The organism is Bradyrhizobium sp., assembly GCF_016462955.1.
Lineage (GTDB): Bacteria > Pseudomonadota > Alphaproteobacteria > Rhizobiales > Xanthobacteraceae > Bradyrhizobium.
On the sequence record NZ_JAEMSD010000094.1, the window covers coordinates 9,359 to 13,862 of the forward strand.

A 4,504-nucleotide genomic window follows, 5' to 3' on the forward strand; every position below is an offset into this window, starting at 1 on the left:
ATCGGCGGCGGTCTCGGCGTGGATGGCCGTGGTGTCGAACGTTTCGACCGAAGTGTCGTCCGGGCCGACCAGCATGGTGATCTCGGTGCAGCCGAGGATGATGCATTCGGCGCCGCTGGCGACCAGGGCCGCCATCGCCGCCTGGTAGCGACGGCGCGAGGCATCGGTGACGATGCCGAGGCAGAGCTCGTCGTAGATGATGCGGTTCACCTCCGCACGTTCGCTCGCGGACGGAATCAGGACGTCGAGATCGTGCGCGCGCAGCCGGTCGATGTAGAAGTCTTCCTCCATCGTGAACTTCGTGCCGAGGAGTCCGACCCGTCGATATCCCTTGGTCCGGATCCGCTGCGCCGTGGCGTCGCCGATGTGGATGAACGGAACGGTCACGCTCGCCGTAATCTCCGGCGCCAGCTTATGCATCGTGTTCGTGCACAAAACGATCGCACGCGCGCCGGCGTCTTCGAGGCGTCGTGCGACCTCTGCAAGGCTGGCCGCCGCCTCCTGCCAACGGCCGCCGTACTGCATCTGCTTGATCTCCTCGAAATCGTAGGAATACATCAAGAGCGGAGCGGAATGCAGCTTTCCCATGCGATCCCGAACCCGCTCGTTGATGAGCTTGTAGTAGAGCGCGGTGCTCTCCCAGCTCATGCCGCCGATCAGGCCGATGGTTTGCATTCCGGTGCTCCAGGCGAGTTGGTTCGGTCGGATCGTAGACGAAGATCGCACAGCTCGCCATCAGGGCCGCCGCACGTGCTGTAGTGCAAACAGCAGGGACTGGCATGACGCCTGCGCAGGCTGCGAGAAGCCTTTCGATCTTGCGCGCTCTCGCGGCCTGTCCTACCCAGTTCCCGAAATAGAGCAGCGCCAGAGTCTCGAGGGAGCCGACATGACCATCCGCAACACCCGCACCGGGGGCCAGATCCTGATCGATCAGCTCGTCGCGCAAGGCGTCGAGCGCGTCACCTGCGTGCCGGGCGAGAGCTATCTGGCGGCGCTCGATGCGCTGCATGACAGCCCGATCGACGTCGTGATCTGCCGCGCCGAGGGCGGTGCGGCCATGATGGCGGAGGCCTATGGCAAGCTCACGGGCCGGCCCGGAATCTGCTTCGTCACCCGTGGTCCCGGCGCCACCAATGCCAGCCATGGCGTCCACATCGCGATGCAGGATTCGACGCCGATGATCCTGTTCGTGGGTCAGGTCGACACCGGCATGCGCGAGCGCGAGGCGTTTCAGGAGCTCGACTACAAGGCGGTGTTCGGCTCCATGGCGAAATGGGCGGTCGAGATCGATCGTCCCGACCGCATTCCGGAGCTGGTGGCGCGCGCCTTCCGCGTCGCGATGCAGGGCCGCCCCGGTCCCGTGGTGATCGCGCTGCCGGAAAACATGCTGACCGAGACGGCCGCCGTCGCCGATGCAATGCGCATCGAGCCGGCGGTGAGCTGGCCCGCGCCGGCCGATATCGAGAAGCTCGGCGCGATGCTTGCGTCCGCCAAGGCGCCGCTCGTCATCCTCGGCGGCTCGCGCTGGACCGAGGATGCCACCAAGAGCATCGCCCGCTTTGCCGAGCGCTTCGACCTGCCGGTTGCGACCTCGTTCCGCCGGGCTTCGCTGATCGACGCCGACCATTCGCATTATGCCGGCGATCTCGGCATCGGACCCAGCCCGGGCCTGAAGGCCCGCATCGAGAATGCCGACGTCGTTCTCCTCATCGGCGGCCGCATGTCGGAGATGCCGTCCTCGTCGTACACGCTGCTCGACATTCCCAATCCGAAGCAGAAACTGATCCATGTGCATCCAGGCTCTGAAGAGCTTGGCCGCATCTACCAGCCTGATCTGGCGATCCAGGCGACCCCTGCCGCGTTTGCTGCCGCGGTCGAGACGCTGAAGCCTCCGGGCGCGGTGGCGTGGAAGGGCGAGGCCGCCAAGGCGCACGCCGATTATCTCGCCTGGACCGAGAAGGCGCGCGAGCTGCCGGGCAGGTTCCAGTATGGCGAGGTGATGACCTGGCTACGCGACCGTCTGCCGAAGAATGCGATCGTCTGCAACGGTGCCGGCAATTATGCCGGCTGGATCCATCGCCATCACCGCTTCCACAGCTTTGCCGCGCAACTGGCGCCGACGTCAGGCTCGATGGGGTACGGCGTGCCGGCTGGCGTGCTCGCCAAGCGGCAATATCCGGATCGAATCGTCGTCGCCTTTGCCGGCGACGGCTGCTTCCTGATGAACGGTCAGGAGTTCGCGACCGCCGTGCAATACGATGCGCCGCTGATCGTCATCATCGTCGACAATGCGCAATACGGCACCATCCGCATGCACCAGGAGCGCGACTATCCTGGCCGGGTCGTCGGCACCCAGCTCAAGAACCCGGACTTCGCGATGTATGCGAAGGCGTTCGGCGGTCATGGCGAGCGCGTCGAGCGCACCGAAGAATTCGCGCCGGCGTTCGAGCGCGCGCTGGCCTCGGGCAAGCCGTCGATCCTCCATTGCATCATCGATCCCCGTGCGATCTCGGTCGGCAAGGATTTCACGCCCGCGGTGAAGGCGTAAGGCGATGTCGGCCGGACGCCACGTCGCCATCATCGGAGCCGGTGCGGTCGGCGTGATCAGCGCCATCGAGGCGCTGCGCGAAGGCCATCGCGTCACGCTGATCGATCCCGGTGAGCCCGGCGGCGAGCAGGCGGCGAGCTACGGCAATGCCGGTTGGCTGTCGTCGCATTCGGTGATCCCGCCGGCCGAGCCGGGCATCTGGAAGAAGGTGCCGGGCTATCTGATGGATCCGCTCGGGCCGCTCGCGATCCGGTGGTCCTACTTGCCGAAGGCGCTGCCCTGGCTGGTCAAATATCTGCTGTCGGGATGGACCGAGTCGCGGGTCGAGACGACGGCGTTCGCGCTGCGCGACCTGTTGAAGGATGCGCCGCTGCTGCACCGCAAGCTGGCGGAGGAGGCCGGCGTCCCCGAGCTGATCGAGCGTAATGGCGTGATGCACATCTTCACCTCGCGCGACAAGTTCGACGACGATCTCGGCTGGCGCCTGCGCAAGAAAGTCGGCGTCGAATGGCTGGAGCTCAACGCTGACGAGATGCGCCAGCGCGAGCCGGAGCTGCATCCGCGCTATACCTTCGGCGTGGTGGTTGAGGAGGCCGGCCGCTGCCGCGATCCCGGCGCCTATGTCGCGGCGCTCGCCAATCACGCGCTCGCCTGCGGTGCGAAGCACGTGCGCGCGAAGGCGACCGGCTTGAGGCTCGCCGGGGACAAGCTCGTCGCGGTCGTCACCGAAACCGGCGAGATCGCATGCGATGCCGCTGTGGTCGCGGCGGGTGCCCGCTCGAAGCAGCTCACCGCGTCGGTCGGCGATCCCTTGCCGCTCGAGACCGAGCGCGGCTATCACGTGATGATCGAGAATCCGGAAGTAGGCCCGCGCAGCTCGATGATGGCCTCCGACGCCAAGATGGTGGTGAACTGGACAAACAAGGGCCTGCGCGCCGCCGGCACCGTCGAGATCGCGGGGCTCGAGGCCGCGCCGAACTGGAAGCGCGCCGAGATCCTGCGCAAACATTTGCTCGGCATGTTCCCTAACCTGCCGAGGGAGATCCCGCCATCGCGCATCAAGAGCTGGTTCGGCCACCGGCCGAGCATGCCCGACGGACGGCCCTGCATCGGTTACGCGCGCGCTTCGCGCGACATCGTCTATGCCTTCGGCCACGGTCATGTCGGCCTGGTCGGCTCGGCCCGCACCGGGCGTCTCGTCGCTCAGCTCGTCAGCGGTAAGCAGCCCGAGATCCCGCTCGCGCCGTTTGCACCCGGTCGTTTCCTCTGAGGGGCGCGGCCGATGCTGCCTTTATCAAGAGCTGGTTCCGTGCTCATCTCGGCTTCGCGGCGGCCCAAGCCGGATGTCTCATCCAGCGTCGGCCTGCCGCGAGCAGCTATTCCGGAGTGAACCCATGAAACTATCGGGCAAGGTTGCCGCCATCACCGGCGCGGCGCGTGGCATCGGCAAGGCCTGTGCGAAGAGATTCCTGGACGACGGCGTCAAGGTCGTCATCTCCGACGTCGATGCCAAGGGTTTGGCTGCGACGGCTGCCGAGCTCGCCCGGCCGGATGCCTTGCGCACGATCGTTGGCAACGTCGCCAAGCGCGCTGACGTGGATCAGCTGGTCGCAACCGCCGTGAAGGAGTTCGGCCGGCTCGACATCATGGTCAACAATGCCGGCGTCGCCCGCAACCGGGACATTCTCGAGATCACCGAAGAGGAATTCGACGAGATCATCGGCATCAATCTGAAGGGCGCCTTCTTCGGTGTGCAGGCGGCGGCGAAGCAGATGATCGCGCAAGGCGGCGGCGGGGTCATCGTCAACATGTCCTCGGTGAATGCGCTGCTGGCGATCCCGGCGCTCGCGACCTACGCGATGTCCAAGGGCGGCATGAAGCAGCTCACCTCCGTCGCTGCCGTCGCGCTCGCTCCGCACGACATCCGCGTCGTCGCGGTCGGGCCGGGCACGATCC

4 protein-coding genes are annotated in these 4,504 nt (G+C 66.3%); 3 read left to right on the forward strand and 1 reads right to left on the reverse strand.

The genetic code is table 11. The features are described 5' to 3' along the window. On the reverse strand, window positions 1–675 hold a 675-nt coding region (locus tag JHD07_RS12745; protein ID WP_291622547.1), incomplete at its 3' end, for an aspartate/glutamate racemase family protein. Between the two features lie 211 nt (window positions 676–886). On the opposite strand from JHD07_RS12745, the gene JHD07_RS12750 reads away from it, so the two are divergent. The 3 genes from JHD07_RS12750 to JHD07_RS12760 all read left to right on the forward strand — a co-directional run. Then, the gene (locus JHD07_RS12750) at window positions 887–2,548 is read left to right on the forward strand and encodes a thiamine pyrophosphate-binding protein (RefSeq protein WP_291622549.1); all 1,662 of its coding nucleotides are present in this window, start codon (window positions 887–889) and stop codon (window positions 2,546–2,548) included. Window positions 2,549–2,552: 4 nt separating this feature from the next. Continuing rightward, window positions 2,553–3,818 (forward strand): FAD-binding oxidoreductase, encoded by a 1,266-nt coding sequence (locus JHD07_RS12755; protein ID WP_291622551.1) that lies wholly within the window; start codon window positions 2,553–2,555, stop codon window positions 3,816–3,818. Window positions 3,819–3,942: 124 nt separating this feature from the next. Then, window positions 3,943–4,504: SDR family NAD(P)-dependent oxidoreductase (locus tag JHD07_RS12760; RefSeq protein ID WP_291622553.1), on the forward strand; the 562-nt coding region annotated here is incomplete at its 3' end.